This is a genomic window from Kitasatospora papulosa (assembly GCF_000717245.1).
Lineage (GTDB): Bacteria > Actinomycetota > Actinomycetes > Streptomycetales > Streptomycetaceae > Streptomyces > Streptomyces papulosus.
In genome coordinates, this window is the sequence record NZ_JNYQ01000014.1 from 97836 (window position 1) to 123110 (window position 25275).

20 protein-coding genes and 1 pseudogene are annotated in these 25275 nt (G+C 70.2%); 12 read left to right on the forward strand and 9 right to left on the reverse strand.

Annotated features, from left to right (window positions below):
• Nucleotide 1 precedes the first annotated feature (1 nt).
• A complete protein-coding gene (locus tag IA22_RS0128345) occupies nucleotides 2-574 on the reverse strand; it encodes a DUF4383 domain-containing protein (protein WP_014157568.1) in 573 nt (190 codons plus the stop codon).
• 327 nt (nucleotides 575-901) lie between these two features.
• Here IA22_RS0128345 and IA22_RS0128350 point away from each other — a divergent pair, with 327 nt between their 5' ends.
• On the forward strand, nucleotides 902-2467 hold the full coding sequence (locus IA22_RS0128350; protein ID WP_030125239.1) for an SDR family oxidoreductase: 1566 nt from the start codon (nucleotides 902-904) through the stop codon (nucleotides 2465-2467).
• 172 nt (nucleotides 2468-2639) lie between these two features.
• On the opposite strand, the gene IA22_RS0128355 is transcribed toward IA22_RS0128350, so the two are convergent.
• The gene (locus IA22_RS0128355; RefSeq protein ID WP_030125240.1) at nucleotides 2640-4775 is read right to left on the reverse strand and encodes a glycosyltransferase family 4 protein; all 2136 of its coding nucleotides are present in this window, start codon (nucleotides 4773-4775) and stop codon (nucleotides 2640-2642) included.
• Between the two features lie 208 nt (nucleotides 4776-4983).
• A complete protein-coding gene (locus tag IA22_RS0128360) occupies nucleotides 4984-6036 on the reverse strand; it encodes a MerR family transcriptional regulator (RefSeq protein ID WP_234434600.1) in 1053 nt (350 codons plus the stop codon).
• A gap of 101 nt (nucleotides 6037-6137) precedes the next feature.
• On the opposite strand from IA22_RS0128360, the gene IA22_RS0128365 reads away from it, so the two are divergent.
• From IA22_RS0128365 to mug, 3 genes are all read left to right on the forward strand, one after another.
• Nucleotides 6138-6743 (forward strand): RNA polymerase sigma factor, encoded by a 606-nt coding sequence (locus IA22_RS0128365; protein ID WP_030125242.1) that lies wholly within the window; start codon nucleotides 6138-6140, stop codon nucleotides 6741-6743.
• 363 nt (nucleotides 6744-7106) lie between these two features.
• Nucleotides 7107-8549: an adenylosuccinate lyase gene (purB, locus tag IA22_RS0128370; RefSeq protein WP_030125243.1), complete on the forward strand. Its 1443-nt coding sequence runs from the start codon at nucleotides 7107-7109 to the stop codon at nucleotides 8547-8549.
• A 19-nt stretch (nucleotides 8550-8568) separates the two neighbouring features.
• Nucleotides 8569-9129: a G/U mismatch-specific DNA glycosylase gene (gene mug, locus IA22_RS0128375; RefSeq protein WP_014157562.1), complete on the forward strand. Its 561-nt coding sequence runs from the start codon at nucleotides 8569-8571 to the stop codon at nucleotides 9127-9129.
• A 289-nt stretch (nucleotides 9130-9418) separates the two neighbouring features.
• Here mug and IA22_RS0128380 read toward each other — a convergent pair whose 3' ends face one another.
• From IA22_RS0128380 to IA22_RS0128390, 3 genes are all read right to left on the reverse strand, one after another.
• A complete protein-coding gene (locus IA22_RS0128380) occupies nucleotides 9419-9856 on the reverse strand; it encodes a hypothetical protein (protein ID WP_015576235.1) in 438 nt (145 codons plus the stop codon).
• Between the two features lie 281 nt (nucleotides 9857-10137).
• Complete coding sequence (locus IA22_RS0128385) at nucleotides 10138-10881, reverse strand: ABC transporter permease (RefSeq protein ID WP_030125244.1); 744 nt, start codon at nucleotides 10879-10881, stop codon at nucleotides 10138-10140.
• A gap of 4 nt (nucleotides 10882-10885) precedes the next feature.
• Nucleotides 10886-11824 (reverse strand): ATP-binding cassette domain-containing protein, encoded by a 939-nt coding sequence (locus tag IA22_RS0128390; RefSeq protein WP_030125245.1) that lies wholly within the window; start codon nucleotides 11822-11824, stop codon nucleotides 10886-10888.
• Between the two features lie 107 nt (nucleotides 11825-11931).
• On the opposite strand from IA22_RS0128390, the gene IA22_RS0128395 reads away from it, so the two are divergent.
• From IA22_RS0128395 to IA22_RS0128405, 3 genes are all read left to right on the forward strand, one after another.
• On the forward strand, nucleotides 11932-13104 hold the full coding sequence (locus tag IA22_RS0128395) for a sensor histidine kinase (protein WP_015576238.1): 1173 nt from the start codon (nucleotides 11932-11934) through the stop codon (nucleotides 13102-13104).
• A 4-nt stretch (nucleotides 13105-13108) separates the two neighbouring features.
• The gene (locus IA22_RS0128400; protein WP_030125246.1) at nucleotides 13109-13759 is read left to right on the forward strand and encodes a response regulator; all 651 of its coding nucleotides are present in this window, start codon (nucleotides 13109-13111) and stop codon (nucleotides 13757-13759) included.
• 127 nt (nucleotides 13760-13886) lie between these two features.
• Complete coding sequence (locus IA22_RS0128405; RefSeq protein WP_030125247.1) at nucleotides 13887-15044, forward strand: ROK family protein; 1158 nt, start codon at nucleotides 13887-13889, stop codon at nucleotides 15042-15044.
• A gap of 278 nt (nucleotides 15045-15322) precedes the next feature.
• On the opposite strand, the gene IA22_RS0128410 is transcribed toward IA22_RS0128405, so the two are convergent.
• Both IA22_RS0128410 and sigJ read right to left on the reverse strand, forming a co-directional pair.
• Nucleotides 15323-16090, reverse strand: a complete 768-nt coding sequence (locus IA22_RS0128410) for a GntR family transcriptional regulator (RefSeq protein WP_030125248.1) — start codon at nucleotides 16088-16090, stop codon at nucleotides 15323-15325.
• 344 nt (nucleotides 16091-16434) lie between these two features.
• On the reverse strand, nucleotides 16435-17343 hold the full coding sequence (gene sigJ / locus IA22_RS0128415) for an RNA polymerase sigma factor SigJ (RefSeq protein WP_015576243.1): 909 nt from the start codon (nucleotides 17341-17343) through the stop codon (nucleotides 16435-16437).
• Between the two features lie 143 nt (nucleotides 17344-17486).
• Here sigJ and IA22_RS0128420 point away from each other — a divergent pair, with 143 nt between their 5' ends.
• The 3 genes from IA22_RS0128420 (at nucleotide 17487) to IA22_RS0128430 (ending at nucleotide 21732) form a co-directional block, all read left to right on the forward strand.
• Nucleotides 17487-18317 (forward strand): alpha/beta fold hydrolase, encoded by an 831-nt coding sequence (locus IA22_RS0128420; RefSeq protein WP_030125249.1) that lies wholly within the window; start codon nucleotides 17487-17489, stop codon nucleotides 18315-18317.
• Between the two features lie 191 nt (nucleotides 18318-18508).
• Nucleotides 18509-20089 carry an alkaline phosphatase D family protein gene (locus IA22_RS0128425; protein WP_030125250.1) on the forward strand — a complete coding sequence of 527 codons (1581 nt, stop codon included), beginning with the start codon at nucleotides 18509-18511 and terminating at the stop codon, nucleotides 20087-20089.
• Between the two features lie 122 nt (nucleotides 20090-20211).
• Nucleotides 20212-21732, forward strand: a complete 1521-nt coding sequence (locus IA22_RS0128430) for a GNAT family N-acetyltransferase (RefSeq protein ID WP_030125251.1) — start codon at nucleotides 20212-20214, stop codon at nucleotides 21730-21732.
• Here IA22_RS0128430 and IA22_RS0128435 read toward each other — a convergent pair.
• A pseudogene (locus tag IA22_RS0128435) lies at nucleotides 21689-22882 on the reverse strand (trans-sulfuration enzyme family protein); the annotation flags it as partial. The gene IA22_RS0128430 and the pseudogene IA22_RS0128435 overlap by 44 nt on opposite strands.
• Nucleotides 22883-22941: 59 nt before the next feature.
• Here IA22_RS0128435 and IA22_RS0128440 point away from each other — a divergent pair.
• Nucleotides 22942-23463 carry an Lrp/AsnC family transcriptional regulator gene (locus IA22_RS0128440; protein ID WP_014157550.1) on the forward strand — a complete coding sequence of 174 codons (522 nt, stop codon included), beginning with the start codon at nucleotides 22942-22944 and terminating at the stop codon, nucleotides 23461-23463.
• 77 nt (nucleotides 23464-23540) lie between these two features.
• Entirely contained in the window at nucleotides 23541-25226 is a 1686-nt protein-coding gene (locus IA22_RS0128445; protein ID WP_014157549.1) for a DUF885 domain-containing protein, read from the forward strand.
• Nucleotides 25227-25275: the final 49 nt, after the last annotated feature.

Genomic DNA, 25275 nt, shown 5'->3' on the forward strand with positions numbered 1-25275 from the left:
GTCATCCGTCGTGGGACTCCCGGCCGGCGAGGCCGGGCGTCCGCCCCGCGGGCAGCACCGTCGGGCCCGGGCCCTCGCTCAGGCGCCGGACCGCGGCCGCCTCGTGTTCTGCCTGCTCAGGGTGCCTTCGTCGCCAGTAGGGGTTCTCGTGCGAGAGGCGGCTGGTGACCCTTCCGTACATACCGAACGTCGCGATGACCAGGCCCATGACGAAGCTGAACATCACGTTGGCCATGCCGAAGTCGAGGATGTTGACGGATCGGTCCAGCACGAAGATGTGGACGAAGCCGCTCAGGACGAACAGCCCTCCGATCGTCATGTTGAGGGTGGAGGCGAAGTTGCCCCCGATGACGGCCCCGACGAGCAGAGCCAGTCCCACGACCGTGGAGATGACACTGAGCGTGGTGTTGGTGGTCATGCCCGCGACCGTGTCCCCGGCGGTGTCGAAGGGGGTGAGGGCGTCGGCGAAGCCCAGCGCGGCGAAGGCGAGCAGGATGAGGCCGCAGACAGCGGCTCCGTAGCGGTAGACGGTCGCCAGGTGGTGATCGACGGGAAGTTCGTCTCGAAGCTTCATGTGTCTTCTTCTGCCGGGGCCGTCCGTCCGGATGCCGACATGTCGCCATATCACCCGTACGCACCCCCACCCGATCCTGCGAAAGGGTGGCTGCCGAGCCTGGGGTACGGCCGACCGGGCCGTTGCTACTCACCGTGCATCCATCGGCCCGCTCCGAGCAGAAGTACGTGTGGGGCGGGGCGCACCACACGTACGAAGACGTCAGGAGACAGCCATGCATCAGGCGGCGACGGCAGCACCACCCGTGGCCCCGGTCCCGTCACACGGCGACGCCGCGACAGGACACCTCGCGGCGCCTGACCGGGCCGGGCGTGAGGAGAAGCGTTCATGAGCACCGAAGGGCGCGGGACGACCGAGCGGCTGAACTGTCTGGTCACCGGCGCGTCCGGGTACATCGGCGGGCGCCTCGTGCCGGAGCTGCTGGAAGCGGGCCACACGGTCCGGTGCCTGGCCCGCTCCCCCGAAAAGCTGCGCGACCACCCCTGGGCGGGAGAGGTCGAATCGGTCGCCGGGGATGTCACCGACGCCGCGTCCGTCGCTGCGAGCATGCGCGGGATCGACGTGGCCTACTACCTGGTGCACGCCCTCGGAACGGGTGCCGGTTTCGAGGACACCGATCGCCGTGCGGCACAAATCTTCGCCGAACAGGCCCGGGCCGCGGGAGTGCGGCGGATCGTGTACCTCGGCGGACTCACGCCGAAGGGCGTCCCCGAGCGTGAGCTCTCACCGCACCTGCGCTCCCGTGCGGAGGTGGGCCGCATCTTCCTGGAGGCACCCGTTCCGGCCACCGTGCTGCGGGCTGCCGTGGTCGTCGGCTCGGGATCGGCGTCCTTCGAGATGCTGCGCTACCTCACGGAACGTCTGCCGGTCATGGTCACTCCGAGCTGGGTGAGCACCCGCACCCAGCCCATCGGGGTCCGCGACGTGCTGCACTACCTGGTCGGCTCGGCCACCATGCCGGAACATGTGGACCGGGCTTTCGACATCGGCGGACCGGACGTCCTCACGTACGAGGAGATGATGCGCAGGTACGCCGAGGTCGCCGGGCTCCGGCGGCGGCTCATCCTGCCCGTACCGGTCCTCACTCCGAGGCTGTCCAGCCACTGGGTCGGCCTCGTCACTCCCGTTCCCGCCTCCATCGCCCGGCCCCTGACCGAGTCGCTACGTCACGAGGTGGTCTGCGAGGAGCACGACATCGCCCTCTACGCACCGGACCCGCCGGGCCGGCCCCTGCCGTTCGACGAGGCACTGGACCTCGCCCTGCGCCGTGTCCGGGAAGCGGAGGTCACCACACGCTGGTCGTCCGCCTCCGTACCGGGGGCTCCCAGCGACCCTCTGCCCACCGATCCCGACTGGGCCGGGGGCAGCCTCTACCAGGACGAACGGCGACTCCCGGTGAACGCCTCACGCGAGTCGCTGTGGAAGGTGGTCGAGGGTGTCGGCGGGGACAACGGCTGGTACTCCTTCCCCCTCGCCTGGGCGGTCCGGGGCTGGCTGGACCGTGTGGTCGGCGGCGTGGGACTGCGCCGTGGGCGCCGGGACGCCGAGCGGCTGCGGGTGGGCGACTCACTGGACTTCTGGCGCGTCGAGGAGATCGAACCGGGCCATCTGCTGCGGCTGCGCGCCGAGATGCGGCTCCCCGGCCTGGCCTGGCTGGAGATGTACGTAGAGACCTGCGGGGGAGTCACCCGCTACCGCCAGCGTGCCGTCTTCCATCCGCGCGGCCTGCTGGGGCACGTCTACTGGTGGAGCGTCTCTCCGTTCCACGCGGTCGTCTTCGGCGGGATGGCCCGGAACATCACGCAAGCAGCCGCCAAGGGCATGTGCGCGCACGCGAACCGTGCCCGCACCGGCCGACAGGACGCTCCCCCGAGGTCACGGAACCGCCGGTGACCTGAGCGCCTGCCGGTGACCCGCGTCGGCACATCCCGTGGCGGACGGGCTCCGCGACGGCCCCCGGGCCGCCCGGTCGCCGCCCGTGCCGTCGTTTGTCCATGCTGGCACCTGTCCGTGCCGGCGCCTCAACGCGCAGCGTCGTGACGGGCACATGGCGCGGACCGGGGTCTCACCTCGCGGGCTGGTCCCGGGGACCGGGCACCGGACGGGGCCGCTTGCCGCGGCCGCCGATCCCGTAGGCGTCGAGCAGAGCCTCGGCCGTGGCCGCGATCGAGTACCGGCTGGTCACCACGTCCCGGCCCACGGCGGCGAGTCGACGACGGTCCGCCGCGGGAAGAGTGATCATGCGGAGCAGCCCTCGGGCGAGTCCCTCCTCGGAGGAGGTGTCCAGGACGACTCCGCTGACCCCGTCATGGAGGTACTGGAGCGCACCGCCCCGGCCGGGGCCGGCCGTGGGCATTCCCGCCTCCATCGCCTCGAGCAACGCGAGCCCGAAGTCCTCCTCGACGCTCGGACACACGTACCACGCGGCAGGGACTCCGGAGTCCGGGTCCGCCAAGGCGTGCTGGAGGCACCGCACCGTGCGGTTGGGCAGAGCGGTCAGTACGGCCAGCCGGGAGGCAGCCCCCGGACGGTCGGCCAGGGCCGCCCTGATACGGCGCAGCATGTCCCTCTCGTACTCGTTCTCCAAGGTCGGCGAGCCACCCACGAGGACCAAGGTCGACCGCATGTACAGGCCGGAGGCGATCCAGGCGCGTACGAGTGCGTCCTGCTGCTTGACCGCATGCATGCGGCCGACGCACAGGAGCAGGGGGAGGTTCCTGTCCTCCGGTCCCAGGGAGTCCTCCTCGTCACCGCCGGCGAAGAGAGAGGCGACGAGGTCGGCTCCGCGGCGCGGCTCGTCGTCTTCGGGCCGGTACGGGGTGATCCCCTCCGCAGGGGTGACCGGCCCGGACCCTCCGTTCATCTTGGCCAGTTGGGGAAAGTGACTCACCAACTCGCCCGTGCCGCAGCGCCCCGCCACACCGATCACGGTGTCGGCACGTTCCACCAGACGGTCTCCGACGAAGACGCGGTGCAGGTCAACGCGTAGTCGTCCGAGCTCCTCCGGCCGATGGTCCGTGCGCTCCGCGGCCAGCCGGCTCGCGACCTGCCGGTGCGGATCGGGCGTGGCGGTGAACACCACGTGTGAACCCAGGCGTTCGGCTGCTTCGGCCAGAGCGAGGCTGCCGTCGTCGGCAGAGCGCACGTGCACCACCTGTGGCCGACGGGGAAGGGCGCCCAGCAGCCGCTCAGCCCACCAGGCGAGTGCGGGCCGGTGGAGATGCATCTGCGAGGAGTCCGGGAGGCCGCGTGCGTCCACCGGCAGACGCACGATCCAGTGCCCGGGTACCCGCTCGTACACGGTCCTTCCGTCAGCGGACAGTGCGTCGTGCCCCGCCAGGACCACGGTCACGACCGACGCGATGTCGTCGAGTCCGGCCAGATGGTCCCCCAGACCGCCGACGAGGACCCCGAGGCCGCCGCTCGTCCCCTGTCCGGGCCTTTCCAGGTCGCCGAGCAGCATCGCCTGGGCCACCACCGCTCCCTCTCCCACGGGCGAGGTGATGCGGGGGTCCGGTGGGGCGAGCAGCAGCCGTTCGTACTCGTCCGCCGCGCTCTCGGGGCCGGGGAGCAGGGCAGCCCCTCGGGGCAGGGCGTGCAGGTGGCGCCATGCCGCGTGCCGTCCGGCCCTGCTGCCGCAGTCCGCGGCGAGCTTCGCCGTCTCCACGGGGCTCAGGGGGCGTAGCGCCGCGGCCGTGGCCAGATCGAGCAGCAACGCCGTGGACGGTCCGTCGATGTCGGGGCGGGTCAGCAGCGCCCTGAGCGACGATTCGGCACGCCGTGGGCCGTAGCGGTAGACCGACCCCGGCCACATCTCCGCCACTGCGGCGCTGCCTCGGAGTCCGGCGTTCCGTTGGGCGAGCAGACTTTCGGGGGCGATGGGCACGGCCAGGCGGCATGCCCGGCGCAGCGAGGCTGTCAGATGATCGGACCGGCTGAGCCTGGCAGCGCTTCCGGTCGGGCCGGGTCCGGCGCCTGCCGCCGTCCTGCCGAGGCGAGATTCCGTGCCCGTCGGAACGGCCGGGGACGAGTGCCCGTACTCAGCCTCCAGAAGGCTCTCGGCGTACGCGGTCTCGCTCCTCCCCCGTCCTGCATGCGCCCCCTTCCACCCGTGGCCCGCGAAGAAGGCGGCCCTGGCCTCCACCAACTGATTCCCTGTTCCGAGGGCGGGCGGGGCGGACAGATCGGCAACGAAGGACACCGGCATCTCCTGTCGAACGGCTATGACCGTGATTCGCTCGTCGCCTCCGGTTCGGATGCACTTCGGCGCCCGATGTTTCGGGACCGGGAAACGAGATCTCGCGGGTGGGGAAGGTCGGACCGGGAGCCGCGGTCCACCGAGCAGGCGTCGTCATCCCGTCCTGGGTTCCCGGGTGTCCAGGCCCGGGGCCGGTCCGCTCGACGGCGGCCTACCTGCCCGCGAGTGCCTCCACGGCCCTGACCGCCTCGGCGAGCCCTGGAGGATGCGCAATTCCCCGCGCGACCTGTCCGGCCCAGCCGGGACCCATGGCGAAGACAACGGGCTTCATGCGGGCGCCACGCACCCCCCACTCGATCGCGGCGACGTGCTGGGCGAGCGGCGCGCTCGCGGTGGTGCGGGACTGCGCCCACAGTCCGACAACGGCCGGTCCCGTTCTCCGCACCGCCGCGACGAGCGACTCGACCGGCAAGGCGGCGCCGAACATGCGGACGAGCAGACCGCGTTCGGTCAGCGCTGCGGTGAGCACCTCCAAGGGCAGCGTGTGGAGCTCCCCCGGCACACAGGCAAGGATCGTGGTCACGCCACGGGTGTCCGGAGCGATGGGTGGCGCATGGCGTCGCAGTGCGCCGGACACATGCCAGGACAGGAAGTGCTCGACCTCGACGTATCTTTCGCCCGAGGTCTCCCACTTGCGGCCGACAGCCTGCAGCGTCGGCATGATCAGCTCGGTCCAGGCCTCGAGCAGGCCGTGTTCCCTGACGGCCGCGTCCAGTAGTTCGTCCAGGGCTCCCGCGTCGAGGCGCAGGGCCGCGCGCGCCATTCCCTTGCACTCCTGGCGTACGCCGCCCAGCCTGAGTCCGCTGCCGGCCCGACTCCGTCCATGCGCCTCCGATGGTGGGACGGGGCGGGCCTTCGGCTGCGGCCGGGACACGAGAGGGGTCGAATCGTCGAGGACCAGCCTGGCAGCCTCCGCGGGCGGCAGCCCGTCTCCGGTCAAGGCGCACATCTTCCGCAGGCGCGCCAGATCCGAGGCGGTCCAACGGCGGTGCCGGCCGTCGGCACGGGTGCCGGGTCCGAGCCCGTAGCGACGGTCCCACGACCGGACGGTGGTGGGCGCGACACCGAGGCGCCTCGCCACCTCGCCGGTGGTCAGTCCACCGTCGAGCGGGGCGTCACCATCCCCTTCCCGCTCCCTGTCCGATCCCAAGTCCGATCCCACGTCCGCAGCATACGACGCACAATCGACGCATGTTGTGTGCATCGCTTCCGCTTCCGAACATTGTGGGATCCAGGTAGGCCCCGTCGTCACCCACCGGCCTGGGGCGGCTCGGCACCGTCCCCTGGATGCCGGGAGGAACAAGCATGAACGCCTGTACGCGATCCGACGATCCCTCACCGCCCTCCGCACCGCTCCGGGGCGTGGACCACCGCCCCGGAGCGGTGCGGAGCCTGACGGAGGAGGAGGCGTTCGCGGCCGTGTACCGGCGCTGGGGTTCACTCGTGCACGCGATGGCGACACGTTCACTGGGCGACACGCACGAGGCGGAGGACGTGACCCAGCAGGTGTTCCTCGGCGCCTGGCGCGGGCGAGCAGGCTTCCGCCCGGATCGGGGTTCCTTCGGAGCGTGGCTCGTCGGTATCGCACGCCGGAAGATCGTCGACGCCCTGGCGGCCCGGAACAGGCGACTGCACCTGATCGACTCCGCGACGCTCTCCGTCGAGCGACACACACTCCAGCACGGACCTGATGAAGTACTGGACCGCGTTCTCCTGATCAACGCACTCTCCTGCCTTCCCGCCGACCAACGTCAGGTCCTGTGCCTGGCGTTCTACGCGGACCTGACGCAGGCCCAGATCGCCGATCTGACAGGAATGCCCCTGGGTACGGTCAAGAGCCATGCGCGGCGGGGCCTGCACCAACTGCGCGCGAAGATCGACAAGGGCCACACCGGCGAACGCGCGACATAAGGGCATCGAGCCGGGGCACACACCTCGGCCGGACCGGTCGCCGCCACCGCCGCCGCCGAGGTGACCGGACCGGACACACAACTCTCCGAGGCGATGGCGAGATGTCCGTAGCGCCTGCATCCACGTACACCCGTACCGCCCGCATCCAGCTCCACCCGTAGCGCCTCCTCCACGTACAGCGGGCCGATCCACGCCGAGAGGACATCGAATCGAACTGGAGGTCGAATAACTTTCCGGGGTTCCATGCGCGCTCCGTCGTCACGCACGAGCTGCGACCTACCTGTCGGGCGCGTCTGACCTGGAGCTTCCTCCATCAGGTGGACGGTTCGGATCTCGTATGGACGCCCGGTAAGCTCGGGACACGTGACTGCTGTGTCTGCGAAGCCTCGCATCCCCAATGTCCTGGCCGGCCGCTATGCCTCCACGGAGCTGGCCGTCCTCTGGTCCCCCGAGCAGAAGGTGAAGCTGGAACGTCAGCTGTGGCTGGCGGTGCTGCGCGCTCAGAAGGACCTCGGGATCGAGGTCCCCGACGCGGCGCCGGCCGACTACGAGCGTGTGATCGACCAGGTCGACCTCGCCTCGATCGCCGAGCGTGAGAAGGTCACCCGGCACGACGTGAAGGCCCGGATCGAGGAGTTCAACGCGCTCGCCGGTCATGAGCAGGTCCACAAGGGGATGACGTCCCGGGACCTCACCGAGAACGTGGAGCAGCTGCAGATCCGGCTCTCGCTGGAGCTGATGCGCGACCGCACGGTGGCTGTTCTCGCACGGCTGGGCAAGCTTTCGGCGGAGTACGGCGAGCTGGTCATCGCGGGCCGCTCGCACAACGTCGCCGCGCAGGCGACGACGCTGGGCAAGCGCTTCGCCACCGCCGCGGACGAGCTCCTGGTGGCCTACGGGCGCCTGGAAGACCTGCTGGGCCGTTATCCGCTGCGCGGCATCAAGGGCCCCGTCGGCACTTCGCAGGACATGCTGGACCTGCTCGGCGGTGACGCCGGAAAGCTCGCCGACCTGGAGCAGCGCATCGCCGGGCACCTCGGTTTCGCCCACGCCTTCACCTCCGTCGGCCAGGTCTACCCCCGCTCTCTCGACTACGACGTCGTGACCGCACTGGTACAGCTGGCCGCAGCACCCTCCTCGGTCGCGAAGACCATCCGGCTGATGGCCGGGCACGAGCTCGTGACGGAGGGCTTCAAGCCGGGCCAGGTCGGCTCGTCGGCCATGCCGCACAAGATGAACACCCGCTCCTGCGAGCGCGTGAACGGCCTGATGGTCATCCTGCGCGGCTACGCCTCCATGACGGGCGAGCTGGCCGGCGACCAGTGGAACGAGGGCGATGTGTCCTGCTCCGTCGTCCGTCGGGTGGCGCTGCCGGACGCGTTCTTCGCGTTCGACGGCCTGCTGGAGACCTTCCTCACCGTTCTCGACGAATTCGGTGCCTTCCCCGCGGTCGTCGCCCGTGAGCTGGACCGTTACCTTCCGTTCCTGGCCACGACCAAGGTCCTGATGGGTGCGGTAAGGGCCGGCGTCGGCCGCGAGCTCGCGCACGAGGCCATCAAGGAGAACGCCGTCGCCTCTGCGCTGGCGATGCGGGAGCAGGGCGCGGAGCGCAACGAGCTGCTGGACAAGTTGGCCGCCGACGAGCGGATCCCTCTCGACCGTGGGGAGCTCGACGCCCTGATGGCGGACAAGCTCTCGTTCACCGGTGCGGCGGGCGACCAGATCGCCGCTCTGGTGTCCAGGATCGAGGAGATCGTCAAGCAGCACCCGGCAGCCGCCGCGTACGCTCCCGGCTCGATCCTCTGACGGCCGGTACCCCCACCGGATGACGCCCGAAGAGCTCTCGGCCGCCCGCGACCGCGTCGTGCCCGACGTGGTCGCGGGCGGTTTGCGTGTGCTGTTCTGCGGAATCAATCCGAGCCTCATGAGTGCGGCCTCGGGGCACCATTTCGCCCATCCTGGCAATCGCTTCTGGCCTGTTCTGCATCGGTCCGGTTTCACGCCCAGGCAGCTGAAGCCATCGGAACAGGACGAGCTACCGGGCTATGGCCTGGGCATCACCAACGTGGTCGCGAGAGCCACCGCACGAGCGGACGAGCTGACCCCGGAGGAGTTGCGTGAGGGCGGCAGGCTGTTGTCTGCGCGGGTGGAGGCGTCGGGCCCGTCGTGGCTCGCGGTGGTCGGAGTCACCGCCTACCGCACCGCGTTCGGTGATCGCCACGCGCGGATCGGTCCGCAGGAACGGACCATCGGCGGCGCTCGTGTGTGGGCGCTGCCCAATCCCAGCGGGCTGAACGCACACTGGACCGTACGCAGCATGGCGGACGAGTACGCACGCCTCCTGGCGGCGGTCGGCAGCGACGACTCCCGCAGGCCCACTCCGTAACACCTTGGCCGCACCCCGAGGAGCGTCCGTCGCGCGACGGCCTCCGGGGGATGCGCCGACCTCGAGGGTGCGCCGCTCCGGCCGGCACCGCGACGACAACTCAGGGGCGCCGAAGGGCCCGGGAGCGGTCAGGACAGCACAGGTGGGTCCGGCTCGGCGGGAATGCGCAGCTAGGTCCGCTTCGGCGGGGACGCGCCGGTAGGTCCACCTCGGCGAGAAGCGCTGGTAGATCCGCCTCGGTGAGGGTGGGGCCGCCACGACGGTGAACGCGGAGGCTCCGCCAAGGTCGTCAGGGCGGGTCCACCACGGTGACGAGGACGCCCAGCTCGCAACCCGGCCCGTCGTCCTCGAGGTAGAGCACGACGGCTGTCCAACGGTCTCCCGTCCGCCACAGCAGGAGGTATTCGCAACTCGCCACGGGTTCGGCCCAGGGGTCGGCTATCACCTCCCCCGCCAGCATCCGCTCCTGTGCGCTCCAGAGGCTGACCATCTGGGGCTCGCCCCATCGCAGAGTCAGGAGCGCGAGCAGGGCGTCGTGTTCCGCCATGCGCCGCGCGCGCAGTTCGAGGCGGTCTGCCTCATCTGCCTCACTCCGCTCGTCCTCACCGAGGAGAAGTGTCGTGTGGTAGCCCGGACCGCTGATTCCCGAGCCCGACGAGACACGTTCCAGGGGGAATTCCTTGGTTCGCATCCCGTCGATGAGGCGAAGGTAATGTGCGGTGGTCATACCGTCAGTAAACCTTCCCGCACTGACACATGGCCCCTGCGATCCGCCACCTGCTTCTACGAGGCGCGCCGCGTCGATCCTGCCGGCGGTCTACGGTGCGTCCGAAGCCGGCCCTTCACACGGGCAGCAGGCGTGGCCGTCGTGTCGCCGCACGGCACCCGCACCGCGCCTGTCCGCCGGTGTCCACCTGCCGCTCGCTTACTCCGGCCCGCCGCCTGCCGCTCGCTTCCTCCCATCCGCAGCGGCAGCACCAGCAGGAGGCCTGGCACCGTAGGCAGGTCTCAGGCATCCCTCGTCCGCAGGCTCGACCAGCCGGCCACGAGAGCGAGAGCCGCCCATGCGGCGGTCACTGTCAGTCCCGTCCAGGGGCCGAGGTCTCCATCCGGGTTCTGGTGGAGCACCAACTGGCCGGCCTGGTCAGGCAGATACTGCGCTACGTCACCCGCTACATCCCCCACCACGAAGGAGACGATCAGCAAAAAGGGTATGAGCGTGCTCAGTACGGCGACAGCACTCCGCAGAAGGGTCGTCAGTCCTGCGGCGAACAGAGCGATCAGTGCGAGGTAGACACCACCGCCGAGCGCCGCGCGAAGCGCACCGGTGTCTCCCAGGCCGATGGCGTACTCACCCATGAACATCTGTCCCACCAGAAATGTGGCGAAGCTGGTGATCAAGCCGACTGCCAGAGCAAGCGCTCCGATAACCGACACCTTCGCAGCGTAGAGAAGGCCTCTCCTCGGGACGGCCGTGAGCGAAATCCTGAGCGCACCGTTCACGAACTCCGAGGATATGGCGGTCGCCCCGAAGCTGATGGCTGCGATCTGACCGAAGCTCAGCGCGTAGAAGGCGGAGAACAAGGGCTCGTAGTCGGCGTTGCCCGCTTCGGCCTGCCCCACGATGGCTGTGGCGAGGACGGTGACGGCGAGCGTGACGGCGAAAACCGCCATGAGCGAGTACGCGACGGACCGCACGGATCTGATCTTGATCCATTCGGAGCGCAGCACCGCATTGGTCGACATATCCATGGCCTCAGACCTCCTGGTGTGCAGCGGATGCGGTCGCAGGCGCCGTGAACTGAGCCCTGCCTGCTGTCAGATCGAGATAGGCCTCTTCCAAGGTGGTGCGCAGCTCGGTGAGCTCCCACAGAGGGATCCCTTCATCCGCTGCCGCCTTGCCCACCTCCTCGGCCGTGACGCCCTCGACCGTCCAGCGCCCGTCGTCTCCCGGTACCGGCCGAAAACCCCTGCGGACCAGCACGTCGTGGAGCCGGCCGGCTTCGCCGGTACGGAGCCGGACACCGGGTCTGCGGTGGGAGTCGAGGAATTCCCGCATCGACATGTCCGCGAGTAGCCGTCCTCCGCCAAGGACGATCAGGTGATCGGCAAAGGAAGAGGTCTCGTTCATCAAGTGGCTGGAAACGAGGACGGTCCGCCCCTCGCGGGCCATGCCACGCATCAGCTCGCGGATCCAGATGATGCCCTCGGGATCCAGCCCGTTCGACGGTTCGTCCAGCATCACCACATCCGGCTCACCGAGCAGTGCCGCCGCGATTCCGAGGCGTTGACGCATTCCGAGGGAGAAGGTCTTGATTCTTCGTCTTCCGACCGCTGCGAGGCCGGATTCTTCGAGGACCTCCTCGACCCTCCTGTCGGCTATGCCGTTACTTGCGGCAAGAGCCAGCAAGTGACTGCGTGCGGTACGGGACCCGTGAGCCGCCTGGGCATCGAGCAGGACGCCGACCCTGCGCAGCGGGTTGGCCAGCGACACATAGGACAGCCCGCCCACGGTGGCGGTCCCGGACGTCGGCCGGTCCAACCCCAGGACGAGCCGCATGGTGGTGGACTTGCCGGCGCCGTTGGGGCCGAGGAAACCCGTCACTCGGCCGGGGCGCACGCTGAAGGTGAGGTGATCCACTGCACGTGTAGTGCCGTAGTCCTTGGTGAGTTCGTGCACGTCGATGCTGGTCATGGGCATAGCCTGGCTGGCCGCAGCGGCCTGCGGCCTCCCCCGCCCGGGTGGTTCGTCTCCCTCGCTCGGGGGAGCCGCCCCCGGCCCCGCGCTGACACGATGGCTTCATGCGCCGCTTCCTCGGGCCACTGACCATGCCCGTCACGTACAGCCGTTGGCTTCATCTGCTGATTCCGTCGGCGGTCGTCAGCCTGTGGCTGTTCATCTCCATCGACACGCCGTGGATGCCCTGCCTCTTCGCCGTACCGGTGGGACTGCTGCCCTCGATCCGCCTTGCGGAGGGGGTGCAGGCGCAGCTTCTCCTCACTCCCGGGGAGCGTGGCAGGCCGGACGCTTCGATCTCCGCTGCGCCTGCCACCACGTGGGGGGACCGCTGGCGCACGGTGGCGTGGCTGGAGGTCAGGCTCCTTCTCACCGCCGCGGCCGGATTCGCGACGATCTGGCTGCCGGCGACGACGTTCGACCTGCTGAGTGTCTCGTTCGGTGCGGATCCGGGCATGAACTGGCTGACCGAGGTCGTCGAAGCACGATGGTTGTGTGCACTGTGGGCACCGGTGCCGATCCTGATACTCGTCGGGCTGGTCGTCCTCTGCGGCGAGGTGGCCACGGCGGCGGCGCGCGGGCTGCTGGGTCCGTCACCGACCGAGCGGATGACAGCACTGGAACAGCGCACCGAGCAGCTCCTGGAGCGGAACCGGATAGCGCGCGAACTCCACGACTCGATCGGACACGCACTGACCGTCGCCGTCCTGCAGGCGGGGGCGGCACGGACGGCGGGCAACCCGGAGTTCACGGCACGGGCACTCGCCGCCATCGAGGAGATCGGACGTAACGCGCTCGACGATCTGGAACGAGTCCTGAGCGTGCTCCGCGAGTCGGACGTGCCCGCCGGAGTTCATCCGACTCTGGTCGAGGCCGACCGGTTGCTGGAATCGGCCCGCGTCTCCGGCGCCGAACTCCACGTGGAGATGACCGGGCCACTGGACCTGGTCCCCGGCCCTGTGTCGCGTGAGGGCTATCGGATTCTGCAGGAGTCGCTCACCAACGTGCTGCGTCACGCCGGTGCCGGCCCCGTAAGAGTGAGGATCGTCGTGGTGAAGGAACGACTGGAGCTGGAAGTGACCAACCCACTCACGGAATCGAAGCGCGGCCCGGGCAGCGGCAGTGGACTGAGAGGCGTACGGGAGCGGGCAGCCCTGCTGGGAGGAAAGGCCATGACGGGCCCGCACGCAGGGGATTGGAGGGTGTACGCGAGCCTCCCTCTGGACCGCATACGCTGACCCGATGCCGGTTACCGTTCTTCTGGTCGACGACGAACCACTGGTGCGCGCAGGGCTCCGCGCGGTTCTGGAGGCGCAGGACGACATCGAAGTCGTGGGTGAGGCCGCCGACGGTGCGGCGGTGATTCCCCTCGTCAACCGGCTTCGGCCCGATGTCGTAGCCATGGATGTGCGTATGCCGCTGATGGACGGCATCGAGGCGACGCGCGTGGTGCTGCGCACCGTGACCGATCCGCCGAAGATCCTGGTGGTCACCACGTTCGAGAACGACGAGTACGTGTACGAGGCGCTGCGGGCAGGGGCCGACGGGTTTCTGCTGAAGCGCGCCCGGCCGGCCGAGATCGTGCATGCCGTCCGGCTCGTGGCGGAGGGCGAGACACTGCTCTTCCCCGCCGCGGTCCGGCAACTCGCTGCCGAGTACGGCACGAGCACGGCGCGCGCCGCGATGGACAGGGCTGCGCTCACCACCCGTGAGGCAGCGGTACTCCGCCTGATGGCCCGGGGGCTGTCCAATTCGGAGATCGCCGCCGAGCTCGTCGTCGGCGTCGAGACGGTCAAGACACACGTGAGTTCGGTCCTCGCGAAACTGGGCGCCCGGGACCGCACGCAGGCAGTGATCGCGGCGTACGAGTCAGGCTTCGTCGCTCCCGGCTGACCGGTGTCACGCGGGTGCGGCAACGGCCGGCGAAGGGGCCGAACGCCTCCTTCCGGGCCCTGCTCGCCGCAGCAGGGGCCAGCGAGTACGATCCGGCAGACACGCGCACGACCTGGGAGGACACACGGTGGGCAGGCTGACCGGTGGGGACCCGTCCCTGCTGCGGAGGATCAATTCCGCGGTGGTGCTGCACGCCCTTCGAGGGGCGGATTCCCCCACGCTGACCGATCTGACCCGGATCACAGGTCTGTCGCGTCCCACGGTGGAAGGTGTCGTCGAAGGACTCTTCGGGGCCGGGCTCGTGGTGGAGGCACTGCCCGACGAGAGCGGGGCCAGACGTCAGGGCCGTCCCGCCAGGCGCTTCCGGTTCCGTGCGGAGGCCGGATATCTGCTGGGCGTCGAGATCGGATCGCACCGGGTCTCGGCCCTGCTCTCCGGCCTGGACGGCAGGATCGTCGGCGCAGGCTCGCGCGATGTCTCCGAGTCCGCGTGTGCTGACGACAGGCTCGACCAGGTGAGAGCCGTGATCGCCGATGTGTTGCGGCGCACCGGGGTGGCGCGGAGCAGCTTGCGAGCTGTCGGGGTCGGCAGCCCCGGCATCGTCGAGGCCGACGGCACGGTGCGGCTGGGCACTGCGTTGCCGGACTGGACGGGGCTCGCGCTCGGGGAGAGGCTCCGTCGCTCCTTCAGGTGCCCCGTCCTGGTGGAGAACGATGCCAACGCCGCAGCGGTCGCCGAACACTGGAAGGGCGCAGCTACCGAGTCCGACGACATCGTGTTCGTCCTGGCGGGCCTGAGTCCTGGGGCGGGTTCGCTGATCGGTGGTCGCCTGCACCGCGGCTTCGGCGGTGCTGCGGGAGAGATCGGCGCCTTGCACCTCCTGGGCCGCGATGTAACACCGGAACACCTGCTCTCGACGACGGACACACCGCTCGACCCACTGGACGAGCAGGCGGTGGCCGCGGTCTTCGCGAAGGCCAGGGACGGAGATGCCGGGGCTCAGGCAGCCGTCGCGCGATTCATCCAGCGGCTGGTGCACGACGTGGCGGCCCTGGTGCTGGCGCTCGATCCGGAGCTCGTGGTCATCGGCGGATGGGCCGCCGGATTGGACGGCGTTCTCGATCCGCTTCGCGACGAGCTCTCGCGCTACTGCCTGCGGCCTCCCCGCGTTACCTTGTCGCTCCTCGGAGAGGCGGCCGTCGCCACCGGCGCGCTGCGCCTTGCGCTGGACCACGTCGAGGAACAGCTCTTCGCCGTGGACGGCACGGTGACGGCCCGCCGCTGAAAGCGACGGGCCGTACGGACGGTTCGGGCGTGACGCCAAGTCAGGGAACGGCGCGTGCGGCTCCGTCCGGAGCGGAAGACCGGGACACGGGACACAGTGAGCCCGGGCGGCCTTGAGACCAGGGGACCGTGAGACCAGGTGGCCGTGAGACACGGCGACCATGAGCCGGGGCGACCGCGCGACCGTGAGACCGCGCCACCGAGCGACCGTGAGACCGGGCGACCGGATACAGGGAGGACAGTCCAGGGCCGGATTCCGTCGAACGGCGCTCCGGAGAGTCAGGACGCCTGGCGCTCCTGCTCGTCGTGGCTGATCTCCAGCGCACCGGAATCTCCGAAGGTCAGCCGGCAGGTGTCCGCCCGGTAGGTGGCGACAGACACGGCCGCGGTGCCGGCAGCGGAGAGATACCGGGTGGTGACCACCAGGACGGGGGCACCGGGGAGCCGGTCGAGCTCCTTCGCGTCATCGGCGCGAGCCGACCCGAGTTCGACCGACCGGTCCTGGCCTTCGAGGCCGAGCCGGTGCAGTTCCCTCACGACGCTGCGGGCCCGGGCAGGCCCCGACGGCACCTCGATGGCGGACAGCTCGGGCACGGACGAGGTCGGAACGTACAGAAGTTCGGCAGCCAGAGCCTGCCCGTGGACGACGCGGATGCGGCGCACCACGTGTACGAGTTCCCTGGCATCGATGTCGAGCGTGAAAGCCACTGCGGCAGGGGCCGTGGCCATCGTGCATTCGAGCGGCTGCCATGCCTCGTCCGCATCGCCTTCCGCCCCGCCCTGTCGAGCGGTGGCGACGGGAACCCCGACACGAGGCGGGGCGACGGTCGTACCCACACCGCGTCGCCGCTGCAGCCTTCCTTCGAGTTCGAGCTGCTCCAGCGCCTGACGGAGCGTCGCCCGGGCCACGCCGAAGCGCGCCGCGAGGTCCCGTTCGTTGGGCAGCACTTCCCCCACCGCGAAGTCCGAGTCGAGCGCCTCACTGAGCACGGTCCTCAGGTGCCAGTACTTCGGCTCCTGCACCGATTCCAGCTGCGTGGTCCCCACCATGTCCTCCGCATCCGCCCGGCGACTTGTTTTCCGCGACGTTATTTATTAAAGGTTCCTGCCTTATCGTTCAGACCTTAGGACGGCGAACCACCTTGGTCAAGACCAATCCTCTCTCCGTGACGCTGCGGAACGACCCCCTGCCGCAGAGCGTTCACAGGACGTTCGCGCGACGGTGAGCCCGGGCAACATGAAGCCCCACGGCCGACAACGCCGTTCCGGCCGACAATGCCGTTCCGCCCCGTGAGACCTGAAGGGTGGCTCAAGGCGCCCAAGAGGACTCAAGAGGACTCAAAAATGCCCCAGAGGGGCGAGGAACGAGTGGCGCACGGGGACGGCACGGGTCACCCGACCCACAAAACAGGCCCCCGCCCCAGCTGCACTCCTGCCAGTTTGTCCGGGTTACGGATGATGTAGACGCACCGGATGACTCCGTCCTCGATCTCGACCTGGAACACCGTGTCCACCTGCCCGTCCACGCTGAACACCAGGGCGGGGCCGCCGTTGAGCTCAAGGACACGCGCCTCCGCCGCGGTGGACCAGTCCTGGGCGACGGCGAGCAGGAAGCGGCCGACCTTGTCCGAGGTCTCGATGATCCGCCGCGGCGCCTTCGCCTTGCCTCCGCTGTCGCTGACGAGGCGGATGTCCGGAGCAAGCAGAGCGAGCAGCTTCTCCAGGTCCCCGCCCGACGCGGCGGCGAGAAAACGCTCGGTGAGATCGCGCCGCACGGCCGGATCGACCTCGTACCGCGGCTTGCGCTCCTCCACATGGCGCTTGGCACGGCCGGCCAACTGTCGCACCGCGGCCTCGGACCGGTCGAGGGTGGCTCCGATCTCCGCATAGGGGAATCCGAACGCCTCGCGCAGGACGAAGACCGCACGCTCAAGCGGGGAGAGCGTCTCGAGGACGACCAGCACGGCCAGGGACACGGAGTCGGCGAGCACGGCGCGTTCCGCCGAATCGGGTGAGGCGGGGCCGAATTCGGTGACCACGGGTTCGGGCAGCCAGGGCCCCACGTAGGCCTCACGGCGGGACCGCAGATGGCGAAGCCTGTCGATGGCCAGCCGGGTGGTGACGCGCACGAGAAAGGCCCTCGGCTCCCGCACGTCCTCACGCCCGGCCGAGGACCAGCGCAGCCACGCCTCCTGCACCACGTCCTCGGCGTCGGCGACCCGGCCGAGCATGCGGTAGGCGACCCCGGTGAGGAAGGGCCGGTGGGCTTCGAAGAGATCGGACGCGGTGTCGGCAGTCACCCGTCCATCCCATCCGACGCCCTTGAGGGTGTCCAGCGGGAATCGCGCACACCTCTTGAACCGCAAGCTACTCAACGGTAATCATTGTTGACGCACTGTCTCGCCCCCGTCGCGTCGCCCGCAGGTCTCTCCCTAGGAGCAGCATGGCCAGCACGGTCTCGTTCACGGTCGACTCCCCCCAGGGCCTCCGTACGGTCGAGGTGTCCTACGAACGGACGGGGGTGGGCGCGCCGCTGGTCCTGCTGCACGGCATCGGCCATCACCGTCAGGCGTGGGACCCGGTCCTGCGGATCCTCGCGGCGGAACGGGACGTCATAGCGGTGGATCTGCCCGGCTTCGGTGCCTCGCCGGCGCTGCCGCACGGGCTCGCCCATGACCTGAGGACCATGGTCCCGGTGCTCGGTTCGTTCTTCGAGGCGCTCGGTGTGGTCAGACCGCATGTGGCAGGGAACTCCCTGGGCGGCCTGCTCGCACTGGAGTTGGGACGCGAAGGGCTGGCGCGTTCGGTGACGGCACTGTCCCCCGCAGGCTTCTGGACGCCGAGCGAGCGCCGCTACGCGTTCGGCGTGCTGCGGGCGATGCGGGGAGCGGCCCTCGCGATGCCGATGCCGCTGATCGAGCGGCTCTCGCGGAGCTCGCCAGGACGCGCGGCACTGAACAGCACCATCTATGCCCGGCCCGGCCGCCGTTCACCCGCTGCGGTCGTGTCGGAGACCGTCGCGCTGCGCGAGGCGACCGGTTTCCGTCAGACCCTCGAGGCGGGTTCGGGCGTCACGTTCGCCGACGACGTCCCGGGCGTCCCGGTCAGCATCGCCTGGGGCAGCAAGGACCGTCTGCTCCCGCGCCGCCAGGGGGTCCGGGCCGGTCGTGCGATCCCGAGGGCCCGGCTCGTGCGGCTCCCGGGATGCGGCCACGTCCCGATGAACGACGATCCTGCCGCCGTGGCGCGCGTCGTTCTCGACACGAGTCGCTGACCCGCCGGTCCCGCGCGGCCCCAGCATGCCCGAGCCCGGGGCGAGAAGGAAGCGGGGCCGGTGGTCGGCCGATCCGGTTGTTCATCTGCGGTTGGCGTGGCCGCCGCCACCGGGGACTAGGTATGGGGCTGTACCTCTGCCTGTGCCGGACCGCTGCCCCGGCAGCCCTCTCGCCCCCTGGAGACGCATCGATGTCCGACCGTTCGCTGATACCCGCCCCGGGGCGCCGCACCGTGCTGCGCGGCTCGCTCCTCGCCTCGGCCGCGATCGCCGTGCCCGCGGCGGTCACCGCCGCCCCTGCGTTCGCGCTCTCGGGCCGGCCGAGCGCCACGTGGGGCGTGCAGGTCGGGGATGTGACGGCGTCGTCCGCCCTCGTGTGGGTGCGTTCGGACCGCCCGGCACGAATGGTGGTGGAGACGTCCGCGACGGAGTCCTTCCGACGTGCCCGGACATGGCACGGCCCCCTGGTCGACGCCCGTACGGACTTCACCGGTACGACCCCGCTGTACGGGCTCCCGGCCGGCGAGCAGGTGCACTACCGGGTCACCCTCGTTGACCCGCACGATCCGCGGCGCAGCGGCAGGCCGGTGCACGGGACCTTCCGCACCGCTCCGGCGACCCGTCGTGACGGGGTGCGTTTCCTCTGGTCCGGTGACATCGCTGGTCAGGGATGGGGCATCAACCCGAACATCGGCGGCTACCGGGTGTACGAGGAGATGCGGCGGCTGGACCCGGACTTCTTCCTGTGCAGCGGCGACAACATCTACGCGGACGGGGTGCTGGAGCCCAGCGTGACGCTGCCCGACGGGCGGGTCTGGCGCAACATCACGACCCCGGAGAAGTCCAAGGTCGCCGAGACCCTGGACGAGTACCGGGGGAACTTCCGGTACAACCTGCTCGACGACCATCTGCGGGCGTTCAACGCGCAGGTCCCGTCCGTCGTCCAGTGGGACGACCACGAGGTCCGCAACAACTGGTATCCGGGGCAGATCCTGGACGACGCCCGCTACACCGAGAAGGACGTGGACGTGCTCGCGGCACGTTCGATGCGGGCGTTCCGTGAGTACTTCCCGGTCCCCACGCTGCTGGGCGCCCCGCAGGAGAGGCGCATGCACCGCGTGGTGCGGCACGGGCCGCTGCTCGACGTGTTCGTGCTGGACATGAGGACCTTCCGCAACGCGAACTCGCCGGGCCGCCAGTCCGACGACACGACGGGCATCCTCGGCGCGGAGCAGTTGAGCTGGCTGAAGCGGGAACTCTCCCGGTCGCGTGCCACGTGGAAGGTGATCGCCGCGGACATGCCGCTGGGACTGGTGGTCCCGGACGGAGCCACGGACTTCGAGGCGGTCGCACAGGGCGACCCCGGCGCGCCGCTGGGCCGGGAGCTGCAGATCGCCGAGCTGCTGCGCCACATCAAGCACCGGCGTATCACCGGAACGGTCTGGCTGACAGCCGATGTGCACTACACCTCAGCTCAGCATTACGCCCCCGAGCGCGCGGCCTTCAAGGACTTCGCACCGTTCTGGGAGTTCGTCTCGGGCCCGCTGGCGGCAGGTGGCTTCCCCGCGAACGCGCTGGACGGCACGTTCGGCCCGGACCGGGTCTTCGTCCGCGCTCCGGACCGGGCGAACGTGTCCCCCATGGAGCAGCCGCAGTTCTTCGGCGAGGTGGACATCGACGGCGGCAGCGGCGAACTGACGGTACGCCTCCGGGCCCAGGGCGGCACGGTCCTGTTCACCAAGGTGCTGCAGCCCGGTCGCACCGGTCAGTGAAGCGGCGAAGTGCCGTCCCGGCACGCAGACGAAAATGGTGCTGAAGACGACCAGATCCGCACGTAACCCATCAGTCACAATGCGTTCGCGATCAGGCAACACCGTTCGGTCACAGTGAAGGCATGACTGATGTGACATCCGCGAAGAGTGCCCGCCGTCCGCACCACTGGCGGCGGGACCTGATCGAACTGGCCGCACTGTTCACCGCCGTGGCGGTGGCCGACGCGATCGCCAATCTGATCGGGCACCAGCCCGACGGCCCCTATCTGCTCGTGGCCTCGGCCGTGGCCCTGGCCGCCACGGCCGCCTTCCACACCTGGTGGGCACGGCGTCACAGCCACGCACCGCCGGGCGCCGACAGTGACGGCGCCGACGCGGAGCCTCCCTCCGTCGGCGCCGACGAGGCGGTGGAGACGGTGCTGTGGCGGATGCGCACGACCGTGCGGGACGCTCCCGGCACCCTGGCGGCGCTGTGCATGGCCCTGGCCCGCCACCGGGTCGACATCCTGACCCTGCAGACCCACCCGCTGGCCGAGGGGACGGTCGACGAGTTCCTGCTGCGCGCACCGGCGGCGCTGCCGGCCCAGCAGCTCACCCGGGAGATCTCCGCCGCCGGCGGGTCCGCCACCTGGATCGAGCGCGCAGACGCCCACGACCTGGTGGACACGCCCACGCGGGTCCTCGGCCTGGCCACCCGCACGGCGCTGGACGCGGCCGAGCTCCCGCTGGCCCTGCGCCGGCTTCTGGGCCGGTGCACCATCCACTCGCTGCCCGCCCTGTCGATCACCGGCCGTCCCACCGGGGAGAGCGCGCCCGTGGAAGGGGTGCTGGAGGACACCGTGATGCGGCTGCGCGATCCGTCGGGCGGTGTCATCACCGTGGAGCGCCCCTACCTCCCCTTCACCCCCACGGAGTTCGCCCGCGCCCGGGCGCTGGTAGAGCTCGACGCACGGCTCGGCCCGCGCGTGCCGCGCAGTGAGGACGTCCTCACCCTGCCCGAGGGCAACGAGATCACCGTGCGCCGCGCGGACCAGGGTGATCTCGACATGGCACTGGCCATGCACGGCCGTTGCTCCGAGCGCACCCTCGGCCTGCGCTACCACGGTCCGGTCCGTGACGCGGACCGCTATCTGGACCACCTGCTGAGCCCCCGCTTCGGACGGACACTCGCCGTGCAGACGGCCTCCGGCCGCATGGTCGCCCTCGGCCATCTGCTCTGGGACGGGGACGAGACCGAGGTCGCCCTCCTCGTCGAGGACGACTGGCAGCGCCGCGGCATCGGGACGGAACTGCTCGGCCGGCTGGTGGCCCTGGCCGTCGAGGCGGGATGCGAGAGCGTGTACGCGGTGACGCAGGCGCACAACACGGGGATGGTGGCCGCCATGCGGGCGCTCTCGCTGCCTCTCGACTACCAGATCGAGGAGGGCACCCTGGTCATCACCGCCCGGCTCGACGGGGCTCCCGCTCAGCGGTCCGCGTGGCCGGGGACGGAACCGGTGACCCGCTCCGGTGCGCCGTCGCACCCGTCGCCGCTCCGGACGGAGGAGCTCCGCCGGACAGAGGAGCTTCCCCGGACAGACCAGCTTCCCCGGGCAGAGACGCCTTCCCCGGCCGAGCAGCCGGAACGGCACCTCCGTCGCTGAGCGCCTGGCACAGGTCCGCCCAGAGGTCCTCGACGTCCTCCAGACCGACCGACATGCGCAGCAGCCGGTCACTCACGCCCGCGGCCCGCCGGTCTCCCTCATCCACGATGCGGTGGCTGATGGAGGCCGGATGCTGGATGAGGGTGTCCACACTGCCGAGGCTCACAGCGGGCGTGATCAGCCGGACGCCCGCGATGATCCTGTGGGGGTCCCCGAACACCTCGAAGGACACCATCGCGCCGCCCACCTCCGGGTAGTGCACCCGTGCGACGCGGGGGTCGGCCGAGAGCCTCCTGGCCAGTTCGGCCGCGGAGGCGGAGGCCGCCCTGACCCGTACGGGCAGGGTGGACAGCCCGCGCAGCAGCAGATAGCCGGCCATGGGGTGCAGCACTCCCCCGGTGGCGAACCGCACCTGCCGCAAGGTCGCCGCGAACTCCTCGTCGCAGGCGACGACACCGCCCATCACGTCACCGTGACCGCCCAGGTACTTGGTGGCGCTGTGCAGCACGATCCGCGCGCCGTGTTCGAGCGGCCGTTGCAGGACGGGCGTGGCGAAGGTGCTGTCGACGAGAAGGGGCACGGAGCCGCAGGAGTGCGCCACGGCCCGGATGTCGATCTCGGCCAGCGTCGGGTTGGCCGGCGTCTCGACCATGACGAGTCCGGTGTCCGGTCGGATCGCCTCGGCGATGCCCGCCGGGTCCGTCCAGGTCACCTCGGTGCCCAGCAGCCCCGCGCCGAGGAGGTGGTCGCTGCAGCCGTAGAGCGGACGCACCGCGACGACGTGGCGCAGTCCCAGGCTCGCCCGGGCCAGCAGGACGGCGGTGAGGGCGGCCATCCCGCTGGCGAAGGCGACCGCGCTCGCGGCGCCTTCGAGCCGGGCGAGTGCCGTCTCGAAGCGAGCCGTCGTCGGGTTGTCCAGCCGCGCGTAGACGGGCGGGCCGTCGGGCCTCGCTCCCGTGGTGGCGAAGGCGTCGATACGCGCGGCCTCACCCCGGGAGTCGTACGAGGGGTAGGTGGTGGACAGATCGATCGGCGCGGCGTGCAGTCCCTGAGAGGCGAGATCATCGCGTCCGGCGTGCACGGCTTCGGTGGCGAGCGCTCTGGACCGGAAGGAGGGCCGGGGTGTCAGCGAAGTGGCTTCGGTGTCCATGTCACAAGACTGAACAGTGACCGGCCGGTAGCGCCCCGACGCCGTGCTACGTTCGCCCGATGCCTGAATCCGTCGCTCTCGATCCGGTTGATCTGCACATTCTGCGCCTCCTGCAGAACGATGCTCGGACGACGTACCGGGAGCTCGCCGCGGAAGTCGGAGTGGCCCCGTCCACATGTCTGGACCGGGTGGCACGGCTGCGCCGGTCCGGTGTGATCCTCGGGCACCGGCTCCGGCTCGATCCTGCGCGGCTCGGCCGCGGCCTGGAGGCGCTCCTGCTGGTCCAGGTCCGGCCGCACCGCAGGGAGCTCATCGGCCCGTTCGTCGACCGGATCAGGGCGCTCCCGGAGTCCCGGGCCTTCTTCCACCTCACGGGACCGGACGACTACCTGGTGCACGTGGCGGTCGCCGACCCGACGGACCTGCAGCGTCTGGTGCTGGACGAGTTCACCTCGCGCCGTGAGGTGGCGCGGGTGGAGACCCGGCTGATCTTCCAGCAGTGGGAGTGCGGCCCGTTGATGCCGCCCACCGCGGACGGTCGGAATTCCGCCACCACCGCGGGGACGCGCCCAGGCTCCTGAGGGCGTCCACGTACCTCCTCCGGCCGAAGTCCCGTACACCCGTGACGTGGAGGGCCTCGGCGTAAGAGGATGTCAACATGTCAGACACATCGAGCAGCGCACTGCCGCGCCAGGTCGCCGACGCCTACGTCGACGCGTACATCGATCTCGACCCGATCACCGGTACCTATCTCGGTGTCGCGGAAAGCTATCGCCGGCTGCCCGATTTCTCGCCCGCCGGTCAGGAGGCCACGGCCGAGCTGATCCGCAGGACCCTGGTGGAACTCGACGCCGCGGAGCAGGTTCCGGGCGCGGACACCGACGAGGAGAGGCGTTGCGCACGACTGCTGCGCGAACGCCTCACGGCCGAACTCGCCGTACACGAGGCGGAGGAGGGTCTGCGGGCGGTTTCCAACATCCACTCGCCGGCGCACAGCCTCCGTGAGGTGTTCACGGCGACCCCGACGGCGACGGAGGAGGACTGGGCGGCGGTCGTGGACCGTCTGCGGGCGGTGCCCGCCGCGCTGGAGGGATATCGCGCCTCGCTCGCCCTGGGGCTGGAGCGGAAGCTGTACGGCGGCCCGCGCCCGACGGCCACCTTCATCGGTCAGCTCGGCACCTGGGCCGGGGAGAACGGCACGGGCTTCTTCGAGGACTTCGTGGCCGGAGGACCCGCCGCGCTGCGCGCGGAACTGGACGAGGCGGCAGGACAGGCATCGGCCGGCCTGGTCGCGCTGCGGGACTGGATGAGGGATGTGTACGCCCCGGCCGTCGAGGGTGCCCCCGACACCGTCGGCAGGGAGCGTTACGCCCGCTGGGCACGCCAGTTCAACGGCACGGACCTGGATCTCGACGAGGCGTACGCCTACGGCTGGTCCGAGTACCACCGGCTGCTGGCCGAGATGAGGACCGAGGCGGACAAGATCCTGCCGGGGGCCGGCCCCTGGGAGGCGCTCGCCCATCTCGACGTGCACGGCAAGCACATCGAGGGTGAGGAGGAGGTCAGGGTCTGGCTGCAGAACCTGATGGACGAGGCCATCGAGGCGCTCGACGGCACCCACTTCGAACTGGCCGAGCGCGTGCGGAAGGTGGAGTCCCGGATCGCCCCCGCGGGCGGTGCCGCCGCCCCCTACTACACGGGCCCCTCGGAGGACTTCTCACGGCCGGGACGCACCTGGCTCCCCACCATGGGCGAGACCCGCTTCCCGATGTACGACCTGGTGTCCACCTGGTACCACGAGGGCGTGCCGGGACATCACCTCCAGATCGCGCAGTGGACGCACGTCGCCGCGAGCCTCTCCCGCTACCAGGCCTCGGTGGGCCAGGTCAGCGCGAACGCCGAGGGCTGGGCGCTGTACGCCGAGCGGCTCATGGACGAGCTGGGATTCCTGCCCGACGCGGAGCGCCGCCTGGGCTACCTGGACGCGCAGATGATGCGTGCCTGCCGGGTGATCGTCGACATCGGCATGCACCTGGAGCTGGAGATCCCCGCGGACTCGCCGTTCCGTCCCGGCGAGCGGTGGACTCCTGCCCTGGCCGAGGAGTTCTTCGGCAACCACAGCGGCCGGCCCGCCGACTTCGTGGAGAGCGAGCTGACGCGCTATCTGTCGATGCCGGGGCAGGCCATCGGCTACAAGCTGGGCGAGCGGGCGTGGCTGCTGGGCCGGGAGAACGCCCGGAAGGCCCACGGTGACGCGTTCGACCTCAAGGCCTGGCACATGGCGGCCCTGTCGCAGGGGTCGCTCGGCCTGGACGACCTGGTGGACGAGCTGTCCAAGCTGTGATCACGGCAGGGGCCGGTGACACCGTCACCGGCCCCTGCACACTCCTCAC

Bases quoted from the DNA above. Each gene is read 5' to 3' on its own strand.
- IA22_RS0128345 (WP_014157568.1), bottom strand. From the start codon at position 574: ATGAAGCTTCGAGACGAACTTCCCGTCGATCACCACCTGGCGACCGTC.
- IA22_RS0128350 (WP_030125239.1), top strand. From the start codon at position 902: ATGAGCACCGAAGGGCGCGGGACGACCGAGCGGCTGAACTGTCTGGTC.
- IA22_RS0128360 (WP_234434600.1), bottom strand. From the start codon at position 6,036: ATGCACACAACATGCGTCGATTGTGCGTCGTATGCTGCGGACGTGGGA.
- IA22_RS0128365 (WP_030125242.1), top strand. From the start codon at position 6,138: ATGAACGCCTGTACGCGATCCGACGATCCCTCACCGCCCTCCGCACCG.
- mug (WP_014157562.1), top strand. From the start codon at position 8,569: ATGACGCCCGAAGAGCTCTCGGCCGCCCGCGACCGCGTCGTGCCCGAC.
- IA22_RS0128380 (WP_015576235.1), bottom strand. From the start codon at position 9,856: ATGACCACCGCACATTACCTTCGCCTCATCGACGGGATGCGAACCAAG.
- IA22_RS0128385 (WP_030125244.1), bottom strand. From the start codon at position 10,881: ATGGATATGTCGACCAATGCGGTGCTGCGCTCCGAATGGATCAAGATC.
- IA22_RS0128390 (WP_030125245.1), bottom strand. From the start codon at position 11,824: ATGACCAGCATCGACGTGCACGAACTCACCAAGGACTACGGCACTACA.
- IA22_RS0128395 (WP_015576238.1), top strand. From the start codon at position 11,932: ATGCGCCGCTTCCTCGGGCCACTGACCATGCCCGTCACGTACAGCCGT.
- IA22_RS0128400 (WP_030125246.1), top strand. From the start codon at position 13,109: ATGCCGGTTACCGTTCTTCTGGTCGACGACGAACCACTGGTGCGCGCA.
- IA22_RS0128420 (WP_030125249.1), top strand. From the start codon at position 17,487: ATGGCCAGCACGGTCTCGTTCACGGTCGACTCCCCCCAGGGCCTCCGT.
- IA22_RS0128425 (WP_030125250.1), top strand. From the start codon at position 18,509: ATGTCCGACCGTTCGCTGATACCCGCCCCGGGGCGCCGCACCGTGCTG.
- IA22_RS0128430 (WP_030125251.1), top strand. From the start codon at position 20,212: ATGACTGATGTGACATCCGCGAAGAGTGCCCGCCGTCCGCACCACTGG.
- IA22_RS0128440 (WP_014157550.1), top strand. From the start codon at position 22,942: ATGCCTGAATCCGTCGCTCTCGATCCGGTTGATCTGCACATTCTGCGC.
- IA22_RS0128445 (WP_014157549.1), top strand. From the start codon at position 23,541: ATGTCAGACACATCGAGCAGCGCACTGCCGCGCCAGGTCGCCGACGCC.